22 protein-coding genes are annotated in these 21,692 nt (G+C 66.7%); 6 read left to right on the plus strand and 16 right to left on the minus strand.

Going from position 1 to position 21,692, the window contains the following annotated elements; all coding sequences use genetic code 11:
- Positions 1-25: 25 nt before the first annotated feature.
- The gene (gene ppk2, locus AC5I49_RS11075; protein WP_017404332.1) at positions 26-946 is read right to left on the minus strand and encodes a polyphosphate kinase 2; all 921 of its coding nucleotides are present in this window, start codon (positions 944-946) and stop codon (positions 26-28) included.
- Positions 947-1,060: 114 nt separating this feature from the next.
- On the minus strand, positions 1,061-2,035 hold the full coding sequence (gene corA, locus AC5I49_RS11080; RefSeq protein ID WP_012206223.1) for a magnesium/cobalt transporter CorA: 975 nt from the start codon (positions 2,033-2,035) through the stop codon (positions 1,061-1,063).
- Between the two features lie 181 nt (positions 2,036-2,216).
- Here corA and AC5I49_RS11085 point away from each other — a divergent pair, with 181 nt between their 5' ends.
- Positions 2,217-3,110, plus strand: coding sequence for an amino acid ABC transporter substrate-binding protein (locus AC5I49_RS11085; protein WP_026062116.1), 894 nt, complete (start codon positions 2,217-2,219; stop codon positions 3,108-3,110).
- Between the two features lie 88 nt (positions 3,111-3,198).
- Here AC5I49_RS11085 and AC5I49_RS11090 read toward each other — a convergent pair whose 3' ends face one another.
- Together AC5I49_RS11090 and AC5I49_RS11095 are read right to left on the minus strand one after the other, a co-directional pair.
- Positions 3,199-3,504 (minus strand): NIPSNAP family protein, encoded by a 306-nt coding sequence (locus AC5I49_RS11090; protein ID WP_016446410.1) that lies wholly within the window; start codon positions 3,502-3,504, stop codon positions 3,199-3,201.
- 55 nt (positions 3,505-3,559) lie between these two features.
- Positions 3,560-5,116: a methyl-accepting chemotaxis protein gene (locus tag AC5I49_RS11095; RefSeq protein ID WP_016446409.1), complete on the minus strand. Its 1,557-nt coding sequence runs from the start codon at positions 5,114-5,116 to the stop codon at positions 3,560-3,562.
- Positions 5,117-5,239: 123 nt separating this feature from the next.
- Between AC5I49_RS11095 and AC5I49_RS11100 the strand changes: the two genes are divergently transcribed.
- Positions 5,240-5,503: a VF530 family protein gene (locus AC5I49_RS11100; protein ID WP_310043904.1), complete on the plus strand. Its 264-nt coding sequence runs from the start codon at positions 5,240-5,242 to the stop codon at positions 5,501-5,503.
- A gap of 126 nt (positions 5,504-5,629) precedes the next feature.
- Here AC5I49_RS11100 and AC5I49_RS11105 read toward each other — a convergent pair whose 3' ends face one another.
- Positions 5,630-6,505, minus strand: a complete 876-nt coding sequence (locus AC5I49_RS11105) for a LysR family transcriptional regulator (protein ID WP_061289469.1) — start codon at positions 6,503-6,505, stop codon at positions 5,630-5,632.
- A 122-nt stretch (positions 6,506-6,627) separates the two neighbouring features.
- On the opposite strand from AC5I49_RS11105, the gene AC5I49_RS11110 reads away from it, so the two are divergent.
- Positions 6,628-7,641 (plus strand): NAD(P)H-quinone oxidoreductase, encoded by a 1,014-nt coding sequence (locus AC5I49_RS11110; RefSeq protein ID WP_133073925.1) that lies wholly within the window; start codon positions 6,628-6,630, stop codon positions 7,639-7,641.
- A gap of 17 nt (positions 7,642-7,658) precedes the next feature.
- Here AC5I49_RS11110 and AC5I49_RS11115 read toward each other — a convergent pair whose 3' ends face one another.
- From AC5I49_RS11115 to AC5I49_RS11130, 4 genes are all read right to left on the minus strand, one after another.
- Complete coding sequence (locus tag AC5I49_RS11115; RefSeq protein WP_495789316.1) at positions 7,659-8,333, minus strand: hypothetical protein; 675 nt, start codon at positions 8,331-8,333, stop codon at positions 7,659-7,661.
- A 4-nt stretch (positions 8,334-8,337) separates the two neighbouring features.
- On the minus strand, positions 8,338-8,856 hold the full coding sequence (locus AC5I49_RS11120; RefSeq protein ID WP_016451460.1) for a carboxymuconolactone decarboxylase family protein: 519 nt from the start codon (positions 8,854-8,856) through the stop codon (positions 8,338-8,340).
- Between the two features lie 11 nt (positions 8,857-8,867).
- Entirely contained in the window at positions 8,868-9,872 is a 1,005-nt protein-coding gene (locus AC5I49_RS11125; protein ID WP_046238354.1) for a Bug family tripartite tricarboxylate transporter substrate binding protein, read from the minus strand.
- 77 nt (positions 9,873-9,949) lie between these two features.
- Positions 9,950-10,804: an amidohydrolase family protein gene (locus tag AC5I49_RS11130; RefSeq protein ID WP_061289477.1), complete on the minus strand. Its 855-nt coding sequence runs from the start codon at positions 10,802-10,804 to the stop codon at positions 9,950-9,952.
- 133 nt (positions 10,805-10,937) lie between these two features.
- On the opposite strand from AC5I49_RS11130, the gene AC5I49_RS11135 reads away from it, so the two are divergent.
- Complete coding sequence (locus tag AC5I49_RS11135; RefSeq protein WP_495789317.1) at positions 10,938-11,831, plus strand: LysR family transcriptional regulator; 894 nt, start codon at positions 10,938-10,940, stop codon at positions 11,829-11,831.
- Between the two features lie 43 nt (positions 11,832-11,874).
- On the opposite strand, the gene AC5I49_RS11140 is transcribed toward AC5I49_RS11135, so the two are convergent.
- Both AC5I49_RS11140 and AC5I49_RS11145 read right to left on the minus strand, forming a co-directional pair.
- Complete coding sequence (locus AC5I49_RS11140) at positions 11,875-12,513, minus strand: LysE family translocator (RefSeq protein WP_016451462.1); 639 nt, start codon at positions 12,511-12,513, stop codon at positions 11,875-11,877.
- Positions 12,510-13,880 carry an MFS transporter gene (locus tag AC5I49_RS11145; RefSeq protein ID WP_495789318.1) on the minus strand — a complete coding sequence of 457 codons (1,371 nt, stop codon included), beginning with the start codon at positions 13,878-13,880 and terminating at the stop codon, positions 12,510-12,512. Before AC5I49_RS11145 ends, AC5I49_RS11140 begins: the two co-directional genes overlap by 4 nt.
- A gap of 89 nt (positions 13,881-13,969) precedes the next feature.
- Here AC5I49_RS11145 and AC5I49_RS11150 point away from each other — a divergent pair, with 89 nt between their 5' ends.
- Entirely contained in the window at positions 13,970-14,905 is a 936-nt protein-coding gene (locus AC5I49_RS11150; RefSeq protein WP_495789436.1) for a LysR substrate-binding domain-containing protein, read from the plus strand.
- A gap of 2 nt (positions 14,906-14,907) precedes the next feature.
- On the opposite strand, the gene AC5I49_RS11155 is transcribed toward AC5I49_RS11150, so the two are convergent.
- The 4 genes from AC5I49_RS11155 to AC5I49_RS11170 form a co-directional block, all read right to left on the minus strand.
- Positions 14,908-15,249: a c-type cytochrome gene (locus tag AC5I49_RS11155; RefSeq protein ID WP_313282542.1), complete on the minus strand. Its 342-nt coding sequence runs from the start codon at positions 15,247-15,249 to the stop codon at positions 14,908-14,910.
- Positions 15,250-15,321: 72 nt separating this feature from the next.
- A complete protein-coding gene (locus tag AC5I49_RS11160) occupies positions 15,322-17,106 on the minus strand; it encodes a putative bifunctional diguanylate cyclase/phosphodiesterase (RefSeq protein WP_047327516.1) in 1,785 nt (594 codons plus the stop codon).
- 60 nt (positions 17,107-17,166) lie between these two features.
- Positions 17,167-17,640: a BLUF domain-containing protein gene (locus tag AC5I49_RS11165; protein ID WP_223275322.1), complete on the minus strand. Its 474-nt coding sequence runs from the start codon at positions 17,638-17,640 to the stop codon at positions 17,167-17,169.
- Between the two features lie 149 nt (positions 17,641-17,789).
- The gene (locus tag AC5I49_RS11170; RefSeq protein WP_343740097.1) at positions 17,790-18,692 is read right to left on the minus strand and encodes a LysR family transcriptional regulator; all 903 of its coding nucleotides are present in this window, start codon (positions 18,690-18,692) and stop codon (positions 17,790-17,792) included.
- Between the two features lie 128 nt (positions 18,693-18,820).
- On the opposite strand from AC5I49_RS11170, the gene AC5I49_RS11175 reads away from it, so the two are divergent.
- Positions 18,821-20,299, plus strand: a complete 1,479-nt coding sequence (locus tag AC5I49_RS11175) for an MFS transporter (RefSeq protein ID WP_343740098.1) — start codon at positions 18,821-18,823, stop codon at positions 20,297-20,299.
- Here AC5I49_RS11175 and AC5I49_RS11180 read toward each other — a convergent pair.
- Positions 20,280-21,662 carry an aminotransferase-like domain-containing protein gene (locus tag AC5I49_RS11180; protein ID WP_473043161.1) on the minus strand — a complete coding sequence of 461 codons (1,383 nt, stop codon included), beginning with the start codon at positions 21,660-21,662 and terminating at the stop codon, positions 20,280-20,282. The two genes, AC5I49_RS11175 and AC5I49_RS11180, sit on opposite strands and share 20 nt — an antisense overlap.
- Positions 21,663-21,692 lie beyond the last annotated feature (30 nt).

Genomic DNA, 21,692 nt, shown 5'->3' on the forward strand with positions numbered 1-21,692 from the left:
AAGGCGCGAAGCGCCTCAGGGGGTGTCAGTACTTGTCCGGAACGTACATGTGCTGGGGAACCGGGTTGCGCGTGTACTCCGGGTTGCGCGTGCGCTCGGGCAGCACGATGGCCGGGTGCTCTATCTCCTCGTAGGGCAGCTGCGTCAGCAGGTGGGAGATGCAGTTGAGCCGGGCCTTCTTCTTGTCCACGGCCTGCACCAGCCACCAGGGCGCCTCGGCGATGTGGGTGCGCTCCAGCATGGCTTCCTTGGCCTTGGTGTAGTCCTCCCAGCGGCGGCGGCTCTCGAAGTCCATGGGACTGAGCTTCCACTGCTTGAGCGGGTCGTGCACGCGGCCCAGAAAGCGCAGGTGCTGCTCCTCGTCGGTGATGGAGAACCAGTACTTCACCAGCGTGATGCCCGAGCGCACCAGCATCTTCTCGAACTCGGGCACGGAGCGGAAGAACTCCTCGTACTCCTCGTCGGAGCAAAAGCCCATCACGCGCTCCACGCCCGCGCGGTTGTACCAGCTGCGGTCAAAGAGAACGATCTCGCCACCCGCAGGCAGGTGGGAGACATAGCGCTGGAAATACCATTGCGTGCGCTCGCGGTCGTTGGGCGCGGGCAGGGCGGCCACGCGGCACACGCGAGGGTTCAGGCGCTGGGTGATGCGCTTGATCACGCCGCCCTTGCCGGCCGCATCGCGGCCCTCGAAGAGTATGACCACCTTTTTCCTGTGGTGCTGCACCCAGTCCTGCAGCTTGACCAGCTCGCCCTGCAGGCGCAGCAGCTCGCGGAAGTAGGTCTGGCGGCTCACGGTGTCGGCACCGTCCAGATCGTCGCCACCGCTGCCCAGGCGGGCGTCGTCTATCTCCATCTCCAGTTCTTCGTCGTAGCTGTCGAGCAGATCGCGTTCGATGCGCTGCATCAGCGAATCATGGTGGTCGGGCAGAAGTTCGTCGTACATGGTGGGGAATCCGGGCGTCCAGGAGTTGGCGCCTGGGATGGTGGCGTGGATGTGTGACGCGGCTGTGACGGTGCGGCTGGGTGAATACCCTGGCACCGCTCGCCTTCCCGCCGCCTACAGCCACCCCGCCTTGCGGAACTTGTAGTAGAGCAGGCCGCAAACACCCAGCACGAACAGCAGCGCGGCCGGATAGCCGTATTGCCACTTCAGTTCGGGCATGTTCTCGAAGTTCATGCCCCAGACGCCGAAGAAGGCCGTGCAGATGGCGAAGATACTGGCCCAGGCTGCCAGCCGCTTGGTGACTTCGTTTTCCTCGATGGACACCATGGACAGGTTCACCTGGATGGCCGTGCCCACGGTGTCGCGCATGGTGTCGATCTGGGCGTTGATGCGGCCCAGGTGATCCATCACATCGCGGAAGTAGTCCCTGGAGCCCACGCAGATCTGGGGGACGCGCCCGCCGTTGAGCTTGCCCACGGCTTCCAGCAGGGGGGCCACGGCGTGCTTGAGGTCCATGGCGCGGCCCTTGAGTTCATACAGCTGCTTGATGTTGTCGCGCGCCGCGCCCTTGGTGAAGATCTGCTGCTCGATCTGCTCCAGCTCCACCTCCAGCGCGTCGATGATGGGAAAGTAGCGGTCCACCACCGCATCCATCAGCGCATACAGCACAAAGCCCGAGCCATGGCGCAGCAGCTCGGGCTCGCTCTCGCAGCGCTCGCGCACGCCCAGGAAACCGCGCTTGCTGCGGTTGCGCACCGACAGCACGTAATTGGAGCCCACGAAGACATCGACCTCGCCGTGGTTGAAGTGGCCGGGCCGCTCGGGCTCGGGCTCCAGCAGGTGCATCACGGCAAACAGCGAGCTGCCGTACTCCTCCAGCTTGGGCCGCTGGTGGCCGTGCAGCGCATCCTCCACGGCCAGGGCGTGCAGGCCGAACTCCTGGCGCATCTCCTCCAGCTCGGCCGGCGTGGCGTCCGCCAGCGCCACCCAGACGAAGCAGCCGGGCCGCTCTATGTAGTTGCTGATGTCGGCGACAGGAATGTCCGCCAGCTTGGCCCCGTTTTCGTAGGCAACGCAGTTGATCAGCATGGGAGTTCCCTCGGTAATTCTGGTGCTGGTGATCCTGCCATAACGGGGGAGGGGGAAAAGCCAGTGCCCAAGCTGCCATCGAAACCGCCAGCAGCCCAGGTTTGCGCACCTGGTAACAATACGTGTATAACCTGTCACAACCTGCTGGGCGCCGCCCGGCGCTTGCGAGCCAAGGACTCAGATGATCTTTCGCCAGTGGGGAATTGCGTTGGGTGCGTTGGGCCTGTCGGCCTTGAGCGGTGTCTCTGCAGCCGGTGTGCTGGACAAGGTCCAGGCCGGTGGCGCGCTGGTGATTGCGCACCGGGAATCGTCTGTTCCCTTCTCCTACATCGACACCCGCAGCGGCAAGCCCGTCGGTTATGCGCTGGATCTGTGCCTTCGCCTGGCCGAGGCGGTGCGCAAGCAGACAGGCAGGAAGGACATGAAGGTGGAGTTCCTGATGGTCACGCCCGCCAATCGCATGGCCGTGATCGAGCAGGGCAAGGCCGACATGGAGTGCGGCTCGACCACGAACAACGCGCAGCGGCGCCAGACCGTGGCGTTCACGGTTCCCCATTTCATCACCGGCGCCCGGATGCTCGTGAAGGCCGACAGCACCATCAACGCGATGGAGGATCTCAAGGGCAAAAAGCTGGTTTCCACCAAGGGCACCAGCCCGATGGCCCTGGTGACGCAGGCCAACAGGCAGCGCCTGATGGGCATCACCATTGTGGAGGCCCCCGATCACGCGAGGGCCCTGGAGATGGTGGAGAAGGGCGAAGCCGACGCGTTCGTGATGGATGACGTGCTTCTCAACGGGCTGGCCGCTGCACGGCCCGATCCACGCGCCTTGAAGGTGGTGGGCAAGTTCCTGTCCACCGAACCCCTGGCGATCATGCTGCCGAAGGCCGATACCGCTTTCAAGAAACTGGTCGATGAAGAGATGAAGCGCATCATCACCAGCCGCGAAATCCACCCCATCTACGAGAAGTGGTTCCTGCAGCCGATTCCACCCAACTCCACGAATCTGAACCTGCCGATCAGCTACCTGCTGCGCGACTTCTGGAAGTACCCCACGGCGGACATTCTGCTGTAGGCCCGTGCAGGCGCGGCGCCGGATTTGTCGAGCCGCCAGCGCTTGCCCGCTTGCCCCGTTCGACGGGCGGCTGCGGCGCCGGGCAGATTCAGCCGAACACGGGGCGCATGAAGCTGCGCTCGTAGCTGAGGATGCAGCGCGTGTCCTCCGCGTAGCGGAAGGCCGCCTGGCATTCGGGGTCCTGCATGGACTTGATGCGGTACTCCTCGTACAGCGCCATGCTGGGAAAGCTGAACATGGCCAGCGCCACATTGTTGGCACCTTCGGACGGCAGGAAGTAGCCGTGGTGCTTGCCGCCGAACTTCTCGACCAGCGGAATCCAGGTCTTGCCGTAGTGCTCGAATTCCTTGGCCTTGAACGGGTCGATGATGTAGCGCAGGTAGCAGGTGATCATGGGGATGGAAGAAGGGGAGGAAAGGAAAGGGGAGGCAGGGAGGGCAGAGCCGGCTCTAGAGTTTGAACGAAGCCGTCAGGCGCGACAGCTTCTCCGATTCTTCCTGCAGCACCTGCGTGGCAGCCGAGGACTGCTCGACCAGGGCGGCGTTTTGCTGGGTCACGCGGTCCATGTCGGTCACGGCATGGCCCACCTGCTCGATGCCGCTGCTTTGCTCGCGGCTGGCCGAGGCGATTTCGGTCACGATGCCCGTGATGTTGCGCACCGTGGTGACCACCTCGCGCATGGTCTGGCCGGCCTGGTCCACCAGGGTGGCGCCGGCGTCCACGCTTTCCACCGAGGTCTGGATCAGCGTCTTGATCTCGCGCGCGGCCGAGGCGCTGCGCTGTGCCAGCGTGCGCACCTCGCCCGCCACCACGGCAAAGCCGCGCCCGTGCTCGCCCGCGCGCGCCGCTTCCACGGCCGCATTCAGCGCGAGGATATTGGTCTGGAAGGCAATGCCGTCGATCACGCCGATGATGTCCACCACGCGGCGCGAGGAGCTGTTGATCTCGCCCATGGTGGCCACCACCTGGTCCACCACGGAGCCGCCGCGCTCGGCCACGGAACAGGCGCCCGAGGCGATCTGGCTGGCGTGCTGGGCGTTCTCGGCGTTCTGGTGCACGGTGGCCGTGAGCTGCTCCATGGAGGCGGCGGTTTCTTCCAGCGAACTGGCCTGGCGCTCCGTGCGCTGCGACAGGTCCACGCTGCCCGTGGCGATCTCGCCGGCCGAGCGGTGGATGACGCCGGCCGTGTCATGGATGCGCGTCACCAGCTGGCGCAGCTGCTCGCTCATGCGCTGCACGGCGGCGATCACGCTGCCTTCGGGGGCCTGGGCTGCGCCCGCCAGCCCCGACTGCGACAGGTCGCCCGAGGCGATGCGGTTGGCAATCTCGGCCGCCACCGCCGGCTCGCCGCCAATGGCATTGAGCACGCTGCGCGTGGCCAGCCACGCGATCAGGGACAGCAGTGCGCCCAGCACGGCCAGCGCCGCCACCGACTTGGTGATGGTGGCGACAAAGGCCTGCTGGATGTCGTCCACATAGTCGCCAGCGATCAGGTCCCAGTTCCAGGCCGTGGAGCGCCTGGCATAGGCCAGCTTCTCGCTGGGCTCCTTGGCGCCGGGGCGGGGCCACCAGTACGTGAGGTAGCCGCTGCCCTGGGCCGACGCGCCCACGGCGGCAATGTTGCGGTACAGGTAGTTGCCCTTGGCATCCTGGAAGCCGCCCATGTTCTTGCCGTTGATGCCCGGGCTTGCGGGATTGTTCAGCACCACGGAATCCGTGGTGATGCTGGTGATGTAGCCTGCGCCGCCTGCATAGCGCAACTGGCCCACGCGGGCAATGGCGGTGGCCTTGGCTTCTTCCTCTGTCAGCTTGCCGGCCTTGGCCTCGGCGGCAATCGCCGCAATCAGGCTGTCGCCCGCATCGACGAAGTCGCGCAGCGCCTGCTGCCGGGCCTCGTAGGCCTTGTCGCGTGCCTGGTAGGCGTTGAAGAGGGTGAGCGCAAGCAGCGCGAGAAGGCAGAAAACCAGCGGTGCCAGCAGTTTCTGGCGAAGGGACAGGGCGGGCATGGTCGGGGAGTGCAGCAGAAGGCCAGGAACGCCACAATGCTACAGAAACTTACGGCGTGGTTGCATGTAATTACAAATAAAGCTGCGGTCCGCAGCACTGCAAAGGCGGGCGAAAATCGCGCCATGCAAGAAACCCCGCCTCCCGTCGCCCAGCCCCGCAATCCGCTGCACGGCGTCACGCTCGAAGCCATCGTCCTTGCCCTGGAGGCCCGCTACGGCTGGGCCGGGCTTGCGCGGCAGGTTCCGGTGCGCTGCTTTGCGCTGGACCCCAGCGTCAGCTCCAGCCTGAAGTTCCTGCGCAAGACGCCCTGGGCGCGCGAGAAGGTGGAGGCGCTCTATCTGGAGATGCTGCGCAAGGACAGGCCCAGGCCTGCTTCCCAAGACTGAAGGCGAAGCCGGTGGCCACCGGGCAGCCTGTCCGGTGCGCTGGCGCAGGTTCTGCCGATCATCGGCTCCCGCTGCATGCCTGCATCCCTGCCGCCGTGATTGCCGCCGCCCTGGACAAGCTCTGCATCACGCAGGCTCCGCGCCCAGCGCCTGGGCCAGGAACTCGGCCGTGACGCGCACCCGGGCCGTGCGCTGCAGGTCGGGGTGCATGACCTGCCAGACCTCGTAGTCGTCCGAGCGCTGGCGCTGCGGCCAGATGCGCAGCAGGCCTTCGCGCTCGCCCATGCTCACGGGCATTTCGCCCAGGCCTATGCCGGCCGCCACGGCCTTGCGCACCAGCAGGCTGGAGTTGGCGGCCATGGCGATCCTGGCCTGGCGTGCGGGCACGTCCACCATGGTGGGAACGGGCCGCTGCTCCAGGAAGGGACCGTAGACCACGAGGTGGTGGCCGCGCAGTTCGTCCTCGGCCACGGGCTCGCCAAAGCGCGCCACATAGGCGGCACTCGCAAACAGTCCTACCGGCCATGCCGCCACGCGGCGCACCACCAGCTCGGGCGCCTCGGGGCGGACGTTGCGAAACGCGATGTCGGCCTGGCGGCGGCCCAGGTTGAGCATCTGGGTGGACACCTCCAGGTCCACGCGGATGCCGGGCCAGCGCTGCTGCAGGCGCTCGATGGCGGGCAGCAGGAATTCGGTGGCAATCGAGTCGGTGCTGGTCACGCGCACCAAGCCGGCCGGGCTGTCGTCCAGGCCTTCGATGCGCGTGCGCAGGTCCAGCGCCGCGACCTCCATGCGTCGCGCCGCGCCCAGCGCTGCCTCGCCAGCGGCCGTGAGCAGGTAGCCATCCCTGGCGCGCAAAAACAGCTTGCTGCCCAACTCGGCCTCCAGCGCATTCAGGCGCCGGCCCACGGTGGCCTGGTCCACGCCCAGGGTGCGTGCGGCCGCGCGCAGGGAGGGGGCGCGTGTCAGGGCGAGAAAGATGCGGGTGTCATCCCAGTTCATGGCGGTTGGCGTGATGCAGATTTGCAGCACTGTAGAGCGAAATCGCTGCGTTCGAGCGGCTGGCGGCAGTCGTAAGCTCGGGGCATTCGTTTCTTCAACCTGTTTTTGGACACTCTTTCGCCATGAATGACGACGCCCGCATGCAAGCCATTGTTTTCGACGATTTCGGCGGCCCCGAAGTGCTCGTGGCCCGCGACGTGGCCCGGCCCGAAGTCCGGCCCCATGACCTTCTGGTGCGCAATGCCTCCATCGGCGTGAACCGTGCCGATGTCTCGCACCGCAAGGGCGCCTATGGCCGCGCCCACTTTGGCGAATCCGACCTCATGGGCCTGGAGATCGCCGGCACGGTGGTGCAAGTGGGCGCCGAGGTGCAGGGCTTCGCCGTGGGCGACCGCGTCATGGGCATCGTGGGCGGCGGCGCCTATGCCGAGCTGTCGCGCATCGACCACCGCATGGCCATGCATGTGCCCGAGGGCCTTTCGCTGACGGATGCCGGCGCGGTGGCCGAAGTCTTCGTGACGGCGCATGAGGCGCTGTTCCACCTGGCCCAACTGCAGCCTGGCGAAGCCGTGCTCATCCACGCGGCCGGCAGCGGCGTGGGCTCGGCGGCGGTGCAGCTGGCGCATGCGGCCGGGGCGCGCGTGTTCGCCACGGCCAGCGGCGACAAGCGGGCGGCTGTCATGGGCCTTGGCGCCGACGTGTTCATCGACTACCGCAGCGAAGACTTCCAGGCCGTGGTGGCCGAGCAGACCGGCGGCCAGGGTGTGGATGTGGTGGTGGACTTCATCGGCGCCCCGTATCTGGAGCGCAACCTGCGCTCGATGGCCATGGGCGGGCGCATGGTCTGCGTGGGCCTGCTGGGCGGCGCGCTGGCGGCGGCCGTGCCCATGGATGTGCTGCTGTACAGGCACCTGAGGATCTTCGGCACGGTGATGAAGTCGCGCCCGCCCGAAGTCAAGCAGGCCATGGTCCGGCGCTTTGCCCAGCGCTGGCTGCCCGCGCTGGCGGCCGGCACCATCCGCCCCGTGATCGACAGCACCTGGCCGCTGGCCGAGGCCGCGCAGGCGCACCGGCGCATGGAGTCGGGCCAGAGCGTGGGCAAGCTGCTGCTGATTCCCGGGCAGGGCGGTCAATAGGGCACTCAATAGGGCGCTCAATAGGGCGGCCAGGCCCCATCCCCCGCGTCCACGGTCGCGAACATGGTGCGCACGGTGTGCGTGAAATGCGGCCGCGTGATGTCGCTCCAGGCCGTGGCGCGCACCTGCAGCCAGGCCGGGCTGCCCAGCACGCCGGGGTTTTGCAGGTCATAGCAGGCCAGGGACAGCGGGCCGCCGTCGTGGTTCAGGTAGCGGCGTGAATGGATGTTGCCCTGCACGGCGGCCAGGCCCGGCATGTGTTCTTCGTCGTACCAGCGAAAGATCTCGGGCGCCCAGCCTTCGGCCGGGTCCATCTCCACCGTGTAGTGGGCATGGCGCTGCTGCCCGTGCGAGGCGCCGGGCCGGTCGAAGGCCAGCGTCAGCCTGGACGCCGCAAGGTTTGATGCGGCCGGCAGCATGGCCTGCGCCGCCGCCTGCACGGCAAGCACTGCAGGCCGCGAGACGCCCATGCGGCCCGGCAGCTCCACATAGACGTAGATGCGCCCCGTGCTGGCCGACCAGGCGAATCGCTGGGCGGTCAGGCGCACGCCCAGGCCTGCCGCCTGGGTGAGGGCGTCGCCAAACGCAGGACCGTAGGCGCTTCTTGCGAGTGCCTTGGCGCTTGCCAGGCAGGGCGCTGCCATCGTCCATCGCAGCAGCAGGCAGTCGGCAGGTATGCGGGAATCAGCCATGCCTTCAGTGCCCGATATGGAATGCGGTGAGAAAGCGCGAGACCATGTTGTAGGCCGCGATGGTGGCCACCAGGTCCACCTGCTCCTGCGCGCTGAAGCGGGCCTGCACCTGGGCGAACAGCGCGTCGGCGACGGTGATGTCGCGCGTCATGGCATCGGTCAGGCGGATGGCAAGGTGCTCTTGCTCGGTCCACGGCGCATCTGCGGCGCAGGGGATGCTGCGGGTCGCCTCGATGGCCGCATCGCTCTTGCCCGCCTTGTGGGCATGGGGCACATGGGCATTGAATTCATAGGGCGCGCCGTTGAGCACGGCCACGCGCAGGATGACCAGCTCGCGCAGCCCTGCATCCAGGCTGCTGCGATTGCGTACGGCCGACAGCATCTGCTCCCATCCGTGGGCGATGGGCGGGCTGTTGAGCAGCACCTGGTACAGCTCGGAAATGCGGCCGCGTTCGGCCAGGATGCGCGATTCCACAGCCGCCAGTTCGGGGCGGGTTCCGGGGAGTACGGGTTGGATTCTCATGGGGGCTCGCTTCAGTCGGGGGTGATGCCGTTGGCGCGTACCACGCGGCTCCATTTGAGGGTGTCGGCCTGCAGCGCCCTGGCCAGCTCGGCCGGCGTGCTGCCCACGACTTCGGTGCCAGAGGCTTCCAGGCGGCTTTTGACCGAGGGCGTGTTCAGCGCCCGCTGCACGGCCTGGCTCATTTTTTCGGTCTCGGCCGCTGGCGTGCCCTTGGGGGCGAACAGGGCGTACCAGTTGTCCGAATCCACGCCGGTGATGCCGATCTCGGCAAAGGTCCTGACCTCGGGAAAGCGCGGGTGGCGCCGGCTGGCGGCAATGGCAACGGGCTTGAGCTTGCCGGCGGAGATCTGTCCGATCAGCCCGGGAATGTCGCCAAAGAAACCATCGACATGGCCCGCCACCACATCCGTGATGGCGGGCGCGGCGCCCTTGTAGGGAATGTGGGCGAGCTGGATGCCCGCATGCTCTTTGAGCAATTCCATGGCCAGGTGCGGCACGCTGCCTGTGCCGGACGAGGCCATGGTCAGCGGTGTACGGGCCTGGCGTGCGGCTGCCACGAACTGCGCGCCGTTGCCGTAGGGCGCCTTGGCGTTGACCACCAGCATCTCCACGTTGCTGACCACCAGCGACACCGGTGCGAGGTCGGTGGCCGGCTTGTAGCCGAGCTTGGGGTACAGCGCCGGGTTGATGGCCACGGCGCCCACGCTGGTCAGCCACAGCGTGCGCGTGTCCGGCTGCGCGCGCGATACGTATTCGGCCGCAATGGCGCCGTTGGCACCGGCCTTGTTCTCGACCACGACGATGCTGCCCAGCTCCTTGCCCAACTGCTCGGCCAGCGTGCGCGCCACGAAGTCCACCGGGCCGCCCGGCGGAAAGGCCACGACGATGCGCGTCATCTGCGGCTGCGCGGGCGCAAGCGCGGGCCATGCGGCGCAAACCAGGGCAGCGAGGGGCGCCAGGGCCGCCAGCGCCATGGACAGGCAGCGCCTGCGGCGGGTGGAAGGGATGCTTGTCATGGATGTCTCCTTTTATGGGTATCTGTGGGCAGGGCGACCGGCGATGAGCCACAGGCGACAGGCGCCGTCTGCGGTCCTCAGAACCGGTACAGCCGCTGCGGGTTGTCCACCAGCAGGGCCTGCCGCAGCGCTGGCGTGGGCGCGATGTCGGCCAGCGCATCGACCAGCAGGCCGTCGTCGGGCACGTGCGTGTGGTTGGGGTGGGGCCAGTCCGTGCCCCACAGGCACTGCGTGGGAAAGCGCTCCACCAGCAGGCGCGCCAGCGGCTTGCCCTGGGCATAGGGCGGCTGGCTGTCTATGCGGTCCACGCCGCTGACCTTGACGTGGAACTGCGGCTGGTCGGCCAGCAGCTGCATCAGCGCCTGGAAATCTGCATGCCCTGCGCCCAGGCGCGCATCCACGCGCCCCATGTGGTCGATCACCACGGGCACGGCACTGGCCTGCAACTGCCGGCCCACCGTATGCACCAGGCTGCTTTCGAAATGCACCTGCAGATGCAGGCCGGCCGCGGCCAGGCGCGGGGTCAGTGCCAGAACGTCTTCAATGCGGGCGCCGGCCAGGTGCCGCATGAAGTTGAAGCGCACGCCCCGGAACCCCGCACCCGCCAGCCGCGCCAGCTCGCCATCGGACACATCGGCGGCCACCAGCGCCACGCCCAGGTAGTTGCCGCCACCGGCGGCAATCGCGTCCTGCACCGCACTGTTGTCCAGGCCGTGGCAGGCGGACTGCACGATCACGCAGCGCGACACGCCCAGGTGGCGGTGCAGTGCAAACAGCGTGTGCTTGCCCGCGTCCGCCGGGGTGAAGCTGCGCCCGGCCGCATAGGGAAACTGGGTGCCGGGACCGAACACATGCACATGGGTATCGCAGGCGCCCGCAGGCAGCTGCAGCGCGGGCTTGGAGGGGGACAGGGCGTAGGTGAGTTCAGGCATGGGGCTTTGCAACAAGGCAGCGACAGCGAAGGCTTGTGGCGATTGTGGGCGGGCTCGCCGCGAATGAGGCATAGACTTGGCTGATACCTGCTATCAGCCAAAAGCATGCTGAAAGCCCTTGCCAAGGAGAACCATGGACCTGACGCGCCTGAGCTATTTCGCTGCGGTGGCCGAGGCCGGCAGCTTCAGCCGCGCCGCCGCCGCCCTGCATTTGTCGCAACCGGCCCTCAGCCGACAGGTGCTGTTGTTGGAGGGGGAGCTGGGACAGCGGCTGCTGGAGCGCACCGGGCGCGGCGTGGTGCTGACCGAGCCGGGCCAGGCGCTGCTGCAGCATGCGGCCGGCATCTTTGCGCTGGCCGCGCAGGCCGAATCGGACATGCAGGACCGGCTGCGCAGCCCGCGCGGGCGCATCAGCATCGGCCTGCCGCCCTGGGTGGCGCGCTCCATCGCCGCAGACCTGGTGCAGGGCTTTTTGCAGCAGTACCCCGACGTCACCATCTCCATCGAGGAGAACCTGAGCATCAGCCTGCGCGAATGGCTGATCGCCGGGCGCGTGGACATGGCCCTGCTGTTCGATCCCCCGCACTCGCCGCAGATCACCACGGAGACCCTGCTGCGCGAGCCGCTGGTGCTGGTCAGCAGGCATGCGCTGCCCGCCAAGGTCCGCATGGCGGCGCTGTCCCAGCGCAAGCTCGTCATGGCGCGCGGCCCCAACGCGCTGCGCAAGCTGCTGGAGAGCTACACCGTGCCGCGCGGCTTGCCGCTGCACATGCTGGCCGAGGTCGATTCCGTGCACACCGTGCTCTCGCTGGTGGCCCGGGGCATGGGCGACTCCGTGCTGCCGCTGAGCGCCATCCAGGGCACGGCCTCGCCTTCGCAGCTGTCGATCGCGCAGATCATCTCGCCCGTCGTGCGCAACCGCCTGGTGCTGGCCATTCCGCGCGCACGCCCGTCCACCCGCGTCACGCGCTTTGCAGAGCAGCTGATCAAGCGGGTGGTGAGCGAGCGGCTGGGCTTGCCGGGTTGATACGACAGCTGTTGAACGGCCAGTGCGAAGCCCTGGCCCGCACTCAGCCCAGCTTGTGCCGCGTCCTGAGCAATCCCAGGCCCAGCGCGATGAAGGTGCCGCCCACGATGCGGTTGAACAGCCTGGCGTGCGCCAGCACGTGGCCCTTGATCATGGAGATCAGCAGCACATAGCAGGCGTGCGAGATCAGGGCGCAGACCGCGAACGTGGTGGTCAGCACCAGGTACTGCGTGAGCAGTGGCTCGCCCGGGATGACGAATTGCGGGAACAGCGCGGAGAAGAACAGGATGGCCTTGGGATTGGTCAGCGACACGCCCAGGCCCTGCGCCACCAACTGCCAGTTCCCGCGTTCACGCCGGTGGGCAGGCGCCAGGCCGGCGTCGCTGCCCAGCAGCGCGTCCTTGCTGCGCCAGCGCTTGACGCCCAGCCAGATCAGGTACATGGCGCCTGCCACCTTCATGACCAGAAATGCGTGGGCCGACATGCTGAGAATGGTGCCCATGCCGATCATGGCCAGCCCGGAAACCACGAAGATGCCCACCGAGCTGCCCAGCGAACTCAGGGCCGTTCGCCTGGCGCCCACGTCCACCGAGTTGGAGATGGCCAGCAGCACTGCCGGGCCGGGAGTGAAGCACATCAGCAGCGAGACGCCGCAGAAAACAAGCCAGTGGGCGATGGTCATGGTCGGTGCGAGGAGGCCGTGGGAAGACAGCCGGTATTCTCGTTCAATAACGCCCCCTGCGTGGCCCCGGGGTTGCCGGCCACCCCGGCCCGTGCAAACAGATGCATGGCCCAGCCCGCGCAGGCCGCCGCGCAGGCCCAGACCAGCCCCCAGCCCTGGGCCGACAGCAAGTGCGGAATGGCCAGCGGCACCAGGAAGCACACCGCGAACACCGAGGTATTGGCCATGCCCAGCGCCGTGCCCGCGCGGGCCGCGCCGGCCAGCCCGGCCAGCTGCGTGTAGGCAACGCCGTGCCAGGCGGACACGCAGATACCGCACACGCCCAGCATCACCATCAGCACCAGGCCCATGGCGGGCGACACTGCCGATGCGCCCGGATGGCTGCTCCAGCTCAGGGCCGCCATGCCCGCGAACAACGCCAGGGTGAGCTGGCAGCAGGCGCGCAGAAAGGCCGGGCGGTTCTGGCGCCTGTCGGTCCAGCGGCCGCTGCAGATGCGCAGGGCCATGGAGGCGAGCTGCACGGCCGACATGACAGCCGCCGCCACGCCCAGCCCCAGGTGGGCATGGTCATGCAGAAACACCGTTCCGAACGAGAGCACGGCGAACTGCGGGGCGCACAGGATGCCGATGCCGGCGGCCATGCGCCAGGCTTGCCGATCGCGCAGGGGCCCTGGCGCGGATGGCCCGGCCCGGCCTGGCGCAGCGGCCTTGCCTGAGGCCGGGGCATGCGATGGCTCCTGAATCCACAGCGCTGCAAACACCGCCGCCGCCAGGCACAGCGCCGCCAGCACGCCATAGACGGCGGCAAAGCCTGCATGCGTGGCCAGGCCGGTCAGCAAGGGGGCGCCAATGGCGCCGCCCAAGGGCACGGCGGTCTGGCGGATGCTCATGGCCAGGCCGCGCTCGCCTTCGGCAAACCAGCCCATGACGGCCCGGCCACTGGCACCGTTGACGCTGCCGCCCAGCAGCCCCACCAGCACCAGCCCGCCGGCCAGCAGGCCGAACGAAGGGATATGGTCCGGCGATGGCGAGGCCCAGAGCGCCATCGCCGCCAGGGCCAAGGCCGTGCCGCACAGGCCCAGCAGTAGCACTGGCCGGTCGCCCCAGCGGTCCGTCAGCAGGCCCCAGGGCAGTTCGCTGAGCGCAATGCCCAGGCCCATCAGCCCCAGCGCCAGGCCCAGCGTCTGCGTGTCCAGCTGGTAGCCCGAACGCATGAGGATGGCCGTCATGGGGATGCCGCTGAAAGCCACGGAAAACGCGGCGTTGGCGATGACGCCAGCGGCCAGCACCTTCCATCGGTGGCGGGGCGGGTGGGGGGAAGCCAAGGGGCTGGGATTGGCGCTGCGGCCGGCAGGAGAGGAGGTCATGGCCGGCAGTATGGTCAGCCCCAGCCATCCTGAAAATCACATAATTTCGTATCTACAATCCAGTTTTTCAGCACGATGAAGGCTTGGCAATGACACGTGTGCTCTATGACCTGGATGTGCTGCGCACGTTTTGCACCGGCGTCGAACTGGGCAGTTTCGCCCGCGCCGCGGACAAGCTCGGCCGCTCCACCTCGGCCGTCAGCGCCCAGCTCAAGAAGCTGGAATCCCAATGCGGCACGCCCTTGCTGCGCAAGTCCGGCCGGGGGCTGGTGCTGACGGAGGCCGGAGAAACCCTGCGCGGCTACGCGCTGCGCCTGCTCGAACTCAACGACCGCGCCGTGGCGGCCGTGCGCGGCAGCGAACTGCGCGGCCTGGTGCGCCTGGGCCTGCAGGAGGACCTGGGCGAAAGCGTGCTGCCCCATGTGCTGGGGCAGTTCGCGCGCGCCCATCCCCATGTGCACATCGAAGCCAGCGTGGCCCGCAGCGATGAACTGCGCGAGCGCATCGCCCTCGGGCAATTCGACCTGGCCCTGCTATGGGATGCGGGCGTGAACCACGCGTGCGTGCATGGGGAGCACATCATGCGGCTGCCGCTCCAGTGGATTGGCCCGGCATCCATGGACGCGGCCGACGCCGGCTGGGCACGCTGGCGCAGTGGTGCAGCGCAGGACGACGACGTGCTGCCCCTGGCCATGCTCGATGCGCCTTGCCCCTTGCGCGACATCGTGACGGCTGCGCTGGACAAGAAGGGCATGGCCTGGCGCCATGCCTTCAACAGTGCCAGCCTGTCCGCCGTCTGGGCCGCCACGGCTGCAGGCCTGGGCCTGTCCGTGCGCACGCCGTTCGGCCTGCCCGCGCACGTCAAGCCGCTGGATGCGCAGGCCCTGGGCCTGCCGGCCCTGCCGTCCATGGATCTGATCCTGGGCCGTGCCACGCTCGATGCGCCAGCGCCCGTGGACCGGCTGGCCAGCATCCTGGTCGATGCGGTGCGCGAGCATATGCGCGCGCAGAAACTCGATATATAGGGCTACTTCTTCGCAACCAGGCCACTGAAGTATTCATTGAGGTCGCGGAAATCCTTCACGGTCCAGGCATGGGGCGGCACCTTCACCCCGTTTTCCCGCAAGGTCCTGGGAATCAGGTCGCCATTGGGGCGAAGAATGACGGACGAGACGATCACGCCCGGATAGTCATGGAGCCTTTTTCTGAACGCGGCGGTCGCCAGGTCGGGGGTGGGTGGATTGCTCTTGTTGGCCAGCGGGCCCGTACCCTTGGCGTCTACCCCGTGGCACATGGCGCATCTGGACAGGTAGAGCTGCTTTCCATTGCTGTTGTCTGCAAGGCAGGGCAATGCCTGAACCAGCGCCACGGTGAGGAGACTGCCTACAGTCGTCCCGCCAATTGCCTGCGCCTGCGCCCGGCATGCCATGGGCAAGGCCCTTCATTTCCCCTGTGCGTATCGATTGCGCTCTTCGACGAATTTCCTGATTTCCGATGCCTCCATGGGCCTGCTGAAATAGTAGCCCTGTATCTCATCGAACCCCAGCGAAACCAGCAGATCGAAGACTTCGGCGCTGTCAACGCCTTCTGCCACAAGGCGGTAGCCAAGGTCCGAGGCCATGGTCATGATGGATTTGAGCACGGCCAGCGCCCGTTCATTGGTATCGACGTCGCAGACCATGGAGCGGTCTATCTTCAATATCTCGGCAGGCAGATTCTTGAGTGACGCAAGATTGGAGTAGGCGGCACCAAAATCATCCAGTGCGACCTGGATTCCGAGTTTTCTGATGTGCTGAAGCGCCTGGACCGTGCCATGGCCTGTCAGCACATCGCTTTCGGTGCACTCGATCACGATATTTTCCAGGGCAACGCCATATTGACTGCACATGGCGTTGAGGTAGTCCGGAAAATCGACCTCGTCCAGATTGCGCGGCGAGACATTGATGGAGACCTGGAGGTCGAGACTTTCCGCTTTCCAGGCCGCAACCTGCGCCAGCGCCGTTTTGATCACGAACCGCGTCAGGCCATGGATCAACGGCGTGGCTTCCACCAGGGGGATGAATTCGCTGGGCGGGATTTCCCCCATTTCCGGGTGCTTCCAGCGGATGAGAGCCTCCAGCCCCTTGCAGCTGAAACTGCGGTTGTCGAATTTGGGCTGGTACACCAGCCGCAGCTGCCCCTTGTCCAGCGCATGCCCAAAGTCCCGCAATAGCCGATAGGATCTTCGCTGGCGGCTGTCCTCGTTCTCCTCATAGCGGTGAAGTGACCGATGGTTGTGGCCAGCCTGCTGCACGGACACCATGGCCTTGCGAATGACATCATCGACCTCGGCCTGGGCCAGGCGGAACCGCACCACGCCTGCCCGGGGCTGAAGTTCGAACCGGAGATCGGCACTGGTGATGGGCTTTTGCAGGTGTTTCAGCAATTGCCTGACCAGGGCCTCTTCATCTTCTTGCCTGCCCGCGCTGATGATCCAGGCAAACCTGGCCAAGCCCACGTGGTACACGGTTGCGTGCGGCCCCGTCATGTCCGTGACGGCCTTCGCAATGTCACGCAGGAGCTGCTCGACATAGTTCAAGCCCAGCGCATTGCTCATTTCCAGCAGGCTGCAATGGTTGATCGCTTCCATCAATACCAGGCTGCGTGCCTCCTGCGGGGCCACAATGCAAAGGCTGTTCAGGTCGGACTGGAGCTGCGAGCGATTGTGCAAGCCCGTGACCTCGTCTACTTTTCCAATGCTGTGATGGTATTGGATCTGAGCCTGCACTATCGCAGCCATGGCGGCCAGTTGCCGGCCTTGCTCTTCAGAGAAGGTTCTGGGTCGGGTATCGATGATGCACAGGCTGCCGATGGCATGGCCGGATTTCATGATCAGGGGAACGCCGGCATAGAACCTGATGTTCGGTTGGCCGGTTACCAGCGCATTGCCTGAGAACCTGCGGTCAAGGTGCGTGTCAGGAATCACCATGATTCCTTCGTTTCTGATGGTGTGGTCGCAGAAGGCGTCCGTGCGCAGGCTGCCGTCCATGTCCACACCTACGGGCGCCTTGAACCATTGCCTGTGCTCGTCCAGAACCGTGATGATGGCAATCGGCACCATGAACATCTGGCTGGTCAGCTGGGTGATGCGCTGAAATTCCCGTCTGGCGGTCATGTCCAGGATTTCAGCGGTCTGAAGTCCGAGCAGTTGCTCTTTCTCGGATTCGGTAGTCCAACGGGTGAGCATCGATTTCCTGCCTCAGTGAACCCACATCATGAAAATCCCGCTCCGCTTTGGCCCAAGGAATTACTGAACATCCAGCAGCGGCAACAGCTCCTGCAATTTGGCCAGCGCACCAGGGCCTTCAAGCTTGGAAATCGTGCCCAGATGTTCTGTATCTTCCACAATCACATAGGCCATGGACCACTTGGCGAAACGCCTTTGATCAATGCGCGTTTGCGGGAACATCGGCGTGAAGTTGATATGTCTTTCGTCGCGCGAGATGGACTCCACCAGCAAACCCAATTGCCGTGCCGGCCCTTCGACATACTGAAAGAAACGTTCCCCGTCGAAAACCAGCATGCCCGTGATCCCGGCCGACCCGTTGAACGAGCGTGCGGTCTTGATGATGCCCGCGATGCAGGTGGTGTCGGCCCCTGGTGCCAACTGACTGTGATAGAGGAAGCACTCCAGAGAACTCTCCTGCATAACCTCGCGCCTTTCTGTGTTGTAGGCCGGCGATGGTATGGCCTGCGCGGGACGGTCCACGTAGGTGTGCAACCCGTTGTTGCATATGTAACCATCCCGGCCTCCAGCGCCTGCTGCATCTGGCGCTGGTTAGCCTTGGTCTGCTGATGGGCTGGCCCATCTGCATGGGTATCTGCATGGGTGCATGGGAGCGGCGATGGCAGCCCGCTGGCTGCGGGCGCTCATGGCGAATCAGCCTTTGCGCAAATCTCCCGTACGCACCCGCGCAGCCAGCGGTGCGCAGCATCGGCATGCAGCCTGGGATGCCAGAGCAATGAAACCGTGATCTGCGGCATGGAGACCGGAAGGGGGAAGCTGTGCATTTGCGCGCGCAGGTTGCCGGTGTGCCGTTCGGGAACGCTGGCGATCAGGTCGCTGGCGCGGGCCAGGGCCAGCGCGCTGGAAAAGCCGCCGACGGTCGCAACGATCTGCCGCTGCAGGCCGAGCGCATTCAAGGCTTCATCAATGGGCCCCTTTTCCTGCCCCCGCCGGGACACCAGGATATGCCTGCCGCTCGCATAGCGCGCGGGTGTGATCTCGCCCTGGCCCAGCGGATGGCCCTGGCGCACGACGCCGATGAAACGGTCTCGGAACAGCGCCTGCGCGCGCACCTCCGGACCTATCGTGCTTGCGACAACGCCGGTTTCCAGGTCGACCGTCCCGTCGCGAAGCGGGCCGCTGTCCTTGTTGGTCTTTTGCACGAAGCAAAGCCGTACGCCGGGCGCTTGCTGGCCCACGCGGGCAATGAGGTCCGGTCCGAAATTCTCCACGAAGCCTTCGCTGGTGCGCAGCGTGAACGTGCGCACCAGTTGTCCGAGGTCGGGCTGCCCGGCAGGGCGCAGAACAGCTTCCGTGTCCTGCACCAGCTGGCTGACCCGATCGCGCAGCTCAAGCGCTCGCGGTGTGGGAACGAGACCCCGCCCGGCCCTGACCAGCAGCGGATCGCCGGTGGTCTCACGCAGCCGCGCCAGCGCCCGGCTCATTGCCGACGGGCTCAGCCGCAACCGCTGGGCCGCGCGCGCAACGTTTCCCTCCGCAAGGAGCATATCCAGGGTGACAAGCAGGTTGAGATCGGGCTTCGGCATGGATTGACCGTAGCACAGCGGGTAGCGACATGGCGTCAAACGCATGAATAAAGTGAGAGCAGTGCGCCTTCCGCCATGCCAGGCACGGCACTAGGCTCCTGAGAACTTGAATATGGGAGTCGCCAAAGATGAAGTCCACGTCGAAACCGATCGGTGCCGGAACAGGTGGGGCAGGGGCCGGCAGTGCGCAACAGGGGCCGCCGGTCCGGTGGGTGCTGGCCAGCCTTTCGCTGTCCATGCTGCTGTCCTCGCTGGGCACCAGCATCGCCAACGTGGGATTGCCCACCTTCGCGCAGGCGTTCAACGCGTCCTTCCAGCAGGTCCAGTGGATCGTCCTGGCCTATCTGCTGGCCATCACCGCCCTGACCGTCAGCGCCGGCCGGCTTGGCGATGTCCTGGGCCGCCGACGGCTGCTGCTGGCCGGCATCGTCCTGTTCACGCTGGCCTCGGTCCTTTGCGGCCTGGCTCCCACTCTCTGGCTGCTGATTGCCGCCCGGGCGGTGCAGGGCCTGGGCGCGGCCATCATGATGGCCCTCTCCATGGCGCTGGTCGCCGAGACGGTTCCGAAGGCGAGGACCGGTAGCGCGATGGGCCTGCTCGGAACGATGTCCGCGATGGGCACCACCCTCGGTCCAGCACTCGGCGGATATCTGATCGCCGGACCCGGCTGGCGGGCCATCTTCCTCATCAACCTGCCGCTGGGCGTCCTGACATTCCTTCTCGCGCATCGATACCTGCCCGTGCATCGCCAAGGGGCGCAGGCGGATCGGGCGCGCTTCGACCACCTGGGCACCTTGCTGCTCGCTCTGACGCTTGTGGCCTATGCACTCGCCATGACGCTGGGGCGCGCAAGCTTCGGTTCGCTCAACGGGGCTTTGCTGTCGGCTGCGGCCTTCGGCGTCGTGCTCTTCGCGAGGGCCCAGGCGGCAGCCGCATCGCCATTGATCCGATTGGAGCGGTTCCGCGATCCGGGCTTCAGCGCGAGCCTGGCCATGAATGCGCTCGTCTCGACGGTGATGATGGCGACGCTGGTGGTCGGGCCGTTCTATCTGTCTCGCGGGCTCGGGCTTGACGAAACCACGGTCGGGCTCGTGATGTCGGTGGGCCCGTTCATCGCCATCCTGAGCGGTGTCCCGGCCGGCCGTGTCGTCGATCGCCTGGGCGCTGCCCCCATGGTCATCGCCGGACTCATCGCCATGGCGGCGGGCGCATTCGCCCTGTCCGTGCTTGCGGCGATGTTCGGTGTTGCGGGCTACGTTGCCGCCATCGCCGTCCTGACCCCTGGCTACCAGCTGTTCCAGGCCGCCAACAACACGGCCGTCATGGCCGATGTCGCTGCGGACCAGCGTGGCGTGATGTCGGGCATGCTCGGGCTGTCGCGCAACCTTGGGCTCGTCACCGGCGCATCCGTGATGGGGATGGTGTTCGCGTTCGCGTCAGGGACGGCCGACATCGCCGCGGCGCATCCCGGGGCCATTGCCCACGCGATGCGGATCACGTTCGCAGTCGCGGCAGTGCTGGTCGTGGCTGCGCTCGCGATTGCGATTGCGGCTGCGGCCGCAAGCCGCGCTCCCACGACCGGCGCGGCTACACCACGGCAGCGCTGAACGACTCCGGCAGCCGTGCAAGCAGATGGGACAGCCGTTGAAGACCGGCGTGCAGGCGTCCACGGTCCTTGATGCTGCCCAGGGAGATGCGGATGGCATTCACGGATTCGCTGCCGGTGGCGAATGCCTGCGCGGGCGTGACGGCGATGCCCTCGCTGTCGGCGGCACGTGCCAGCTGAGCGCAAGTCCAGTACCCCGGCAGCTCCAGCCATACATGCAGGCCGTCCCCGGCGCCGCTGTACCGCCCCGCCAGGATGTCCCTGGCCATCCGGTGGCGCAGGCGCGCCTCCTTGCGCACGCCGTCCATCAATTGCCCGGCCGAACCATCGAGGATCCACTGCGTGGCCAGCGCGGCCGTCACGGGGGTGGCCATCAGCGCAAAGGACCTGAGCGCCACCAGGAAGCGCTGGCGTTCATGCGGGTCGCGCATGAGCACGAAGGCCACGCGCAGGCCGGGCGTCAGGCATTTGGACAGGGTCGAGATGTAGTACACCTGCTGCGGGGCGAATGCGGCAATGGGCGGCGGCGGGGCGTCGGCCAGCAGCCAGTAGGGGTCGTCCTCGACGATGCGCACCTGGCAGCGCCTGGCCACGCTGGCCAGCTGCTTGCGCCGGTCTTCCGACATGGTGATGGCGGTCGGGTTCTGCAATGTCGGATTGAGATAGACCAGCGCCGGCCTGTGCTCGCGGCAGGCCTGCTCCAGCATCTCCGGCACCATCCCCTGCCTGTCCGCCTGCACCGCCAGGATGCGCCGGCCGAACTGGGCCGCTGCGGCACGCAGGCCGGGATAGCTGGCGGGCTCCGCCAGGATCACGTCGCCCGGCGCGGTCAGCGCAAGAATCAGGGCGGCGATCGCCGCCTGCGCCCCGGGGCAGACAACGATCTGCCGGTCATCCAGACTCCCAAACATCGGCTCCAGCCATTGGGCTGCGGCCTTGCGGTCGGAATCGCTGCCCCCGCCCAGGTGGTAGGTCATCAGCAGCTGGGCATCGGCCCTCATCAATACCTGCGACAAGCCCTGTTTGAGCATGTCGTCGAAGTCCACGCCCTCGGGCGGTGGCGGGGTGTTCATGCTCAGGTCGAGCACCGAGCTCCATTCGACCTTCGGCGCCGCGACATAGGTGCCTCGCGCGCCGCGTCCCTCCAGCAGGTGGCGCCGCCGGGCCTCGTCGTAGGCGCGGGTGATGGTCGTCAGGTCCACATCCAGCTGCGCTGCCAGCAGGCGCTGCGGAGGCAGGCGGTCACCCGGTTTCAGCGATCCGTCCGCCACCGCTGCCTGCAAGGCATCCGCAATCTGCAGAAAACGGGGGCCGCGCTGCACGGCCAGGCGCGGCAGCCAGCTTGGCAAAGAGTCATCTTGCATGGTTTTCAGCAGCGATGTTGGGGTCCATGT

The organism is Delftia sp. (assembly GCF_059499305.1).